We start from the raw sequence: 2,520 nt of genomic DNA on the forward strand, positions 1-2,520 counted from the left end.
GAACTCGACAGTCGAGTTCGGCACCGGTGCGGAGGTCACGGTGGCGGCAGGCCGAGATCGGCACCGGTGCGGTTCTCGTCCGCGTCCGTGGGGACCCGCGTACTGACCGGTTCCTAGACTCGCCCGCCGTGGAGACCTACCTGCCGCTGGCCCTCGTCTGGACCCTCGGCGTCATGAGCCCGGGGCCGGACTTCGTCGCCGTCCTGCGCACCGCCATGCGCCGCGGCGCCCGGGCCGCCTCGGCCACCGCGATGGGCGTGGTCACCGGCATCGGCCTGTGGATCGTGCTGGCCCTCGTGGGCTTCACCGCCCTGGTGCGTGCCCAGCCGTGGATCGCCGTCGCGATGAAGCTGGCCGGCGCGGTCTTCCTCGTCGGCTTCGGCCTGTCCATCCTGTGGGGCCTGTGGCGCAGCCGCGGGCAGGCGGACGAGGGCGCCGCCGAGGCCACCCCGCCGACGGGCGCAGCCTTCCGCCTGGGCCTGGCCACCAACGTGGCCAACCCCAAGGCACTGGTGTTCTTCGGCGCGCTGTTCAGCACGCTGCTGCCCCCGGAGATGTCCTGGGCGGCCCGCGGCGGGGTGCTGCTCATGATGCTGCTCATCGCCACCGCGTGGTTCCTGGCCGTGACGTGGGCCGCCAGCCGCCCGCCGTTGGTGCGCCTCTACCAGCGGGCCGGGCGCACCATCGACACCGTGGCGGCCGTCGCGTTCGTCGTCCTGGGCGTCGGGCTGCTGCTCGAGTGACGCCTGCTCAGGCGGGGCCGGCCTTCACGGTGTCGCCGGAGACCTCGGCCTTGCCCTCGGGCAGCGCGTCCTGCGCCGGCCCGGCGAGCACCGACCCGTCCTCCACGGAGAACTCGCTGCCGTGGCAGGTGCAGATGATGGCGCCGTCCTTGATCTGCGAGACCCCGCACCCCTGGTGGGTGCACTTGCTGCTGAACGCCTTGTAGGTGCCCTCGGTGGGCTGCGTGACCACCCAGCCCTGCTTGATGGCGCCGCCGCCCACGGGCACGTCGGAGGCGGGGAACTCCACGCCCGGGGCGTCAGCACCGTCGCTGGTGGACCCCTTGCCGCCCGCGCACCCAGCCAGGGTCGGTGCCCCGAAGGCCACGGCGGCACCGGCGCCGGTGACCACCTGGCGGCGGGTGGGGCCGGTGGCGGGGGCGGGGGCGCCGGGGCAGGTGGCGCAACCGGTCGAGTCGTTCATGGCTTCCTCCTGGGTGGGTGGCGGTGGGTCCGGGTCAGTCTGCCTCGTGCGGTGGGGAGCTCACCACGGTGGAGAGGTCGTCGGCCTGGGCGGCCGCGCGCACGCGCTCCTGCCAACCGGAGATCTCCATCCAGTCGGGACGGGCCCGCACCAGTGCCAGGAGTCCCCGGTGGTGCAGGTCGGTGACGGCAGGCAGGTCCTCCAGGTGGAAGCGGCCCAGCAGCAGCAGGTCGATGGGGCGCCCGGCCCGCACGTGGTCGAGCAGGTTCAGCGCGCCGCGCAGGTACCCGGCGTCCTTGGTGAGCCCACCGGAGCGGAAGACGTGCACGCACGTGTTGTACGCCGCGGCGGGGTGCACGCCCACCTCGGTCATGGCGGTGAACGCCTCCCGGAAGGTGGCGCCCTCCAGCATCCGGTGCACGGTGAGTACCCGTACGGCCAGCTCCCGCAGGCGGAAGGGGCTCAGGTCGCCGGCGGCCAGCTCGCCCAGCACGGCCAGCCCCTCGTGGGTCTCGTCGTAGCTGGTCAGGCCGGTGCGCAGCGTGCGCAGGGGCTGGCCGACGGCGTTCACCTGGGTGGCCAGGTGGGTGCCCAGCTCGTGCTGCACCAGCACCTCCAGGCGGTGCGGGGGCACGCGCACCGCGCTGCTGATGAGGAGGCGCTCGCCCAGCAGCGCCACACCGGTGAAGTCGCGGCGCACCTCGGTGTGCACGCGCACCCGCGGGTCGATGCGGCGGTAGCGCTCGAACAGCGCCTCGGCGGACTCGCGCACCTCCTCGGCGCCCACCGTCTCCTGCGGCGGCTCGGGCACCTTGAGGTCGTCCACCACGTGCTGGGCGAAGGTCCGCAGACGGTCGGAGACGTCGCCGTACAGCTCCACCGAGAGGTCGCGGAAGATCGAGGTGCCACGGGTGCGCAGCATCTCCACCTGCACCCGCATCTCGCGCACCTTGCGGCGCAGCAGGGAGGCCAGGGTGGGGTCGCCCACCTCGTCCACCGGCAGCAGGTCGATCTGCGCCGAGAGCACCTCCAGGTCCGCCTGCGGCCGCCGGTAGGTGAACGGTGGCTCGTCGTGGGTGCCGGTCAGGAACTCCTCGCGGTGCACCTCGGCGTCGTCGGGCGTCACCTCGCGCAGGAAGTTCACGGAGTCGGCCAGCAGCGAGACGTTGTGCTCGATGGCGAGGTCGCGGGTCTCCCATGTGGCGGAACCCGGGGCGGCGGGCGGGGTGGGCGGCGTCGGCGAGCTGTTCACGGTGTCCTCTCGCGGGTGGGCTGGGACGACCGGTGCGGGCGCGGAGTCCTCCGCGCCCGCAC

General features: G+C 73.7%; 3 protein-coding genes. 1 reads left to right on the plus strand and 2 read right to left on the minus strand.

The genetic code is table 11. The features are described from left to right. Positions 1–128 precede the first annotated feature (128 nt). Positions 129–743 carry a LysE family translocator gene (locus HMPREF3099_RS04985; protein WP_083323506.1) on the plus strand — a complete coding sequence of 205 codons (615 nt, stop codon included), beginning with the start codon at positions 129–131 and terminating at the stop codon, positions 741–743. A 7-nt stretch (positions 744–750) separates the two neighbouring features. Here HMPREF3099_RS04985 and HMPREF3099_RS04990 read toward each other — a convergent pair whose 3' ends face one another. Both HMPREF3099_RS04990 and HMPREF3099_RS04995 read right to left on the minus strand, forming a co-directional pair. Beyond that, positions 751–1,206, minus strand: a complete 456-nt coding sequence (locus tag HMPREF3099_RS04990) for a Rieske (2Fe-2S) protein (RefSeq protein WP_070704794.1) — start codon at positions 1,204–1,206, stop codon at positions 751–753. 34 nt (positions 1,207–1,240) lie between these two features. After that, positions 1,241–2,458, minus strand: a complete 1,218-nt coding sequence (locus HMPREF3099_RS04995) for a tyrosine/phenylalanine carboxypeptidase domain-containing protein (protein ID WP_083323507.1) — start codon at positions 2,456–2,458, stop codon at positions 1,241–1,243. Positions 2,459–2,520 lie beyond the last annotated feature (62 nt).

This window comes from Kytococcus sp. HMSC28H12 (assembly GCF_001816045.1).
Lineage (GTDB): Bacteria > Actinomycetota > Actinomycetes > Actinomycetales > Dermatophilaceae > Kytococcus > Kytococcus schroeteri.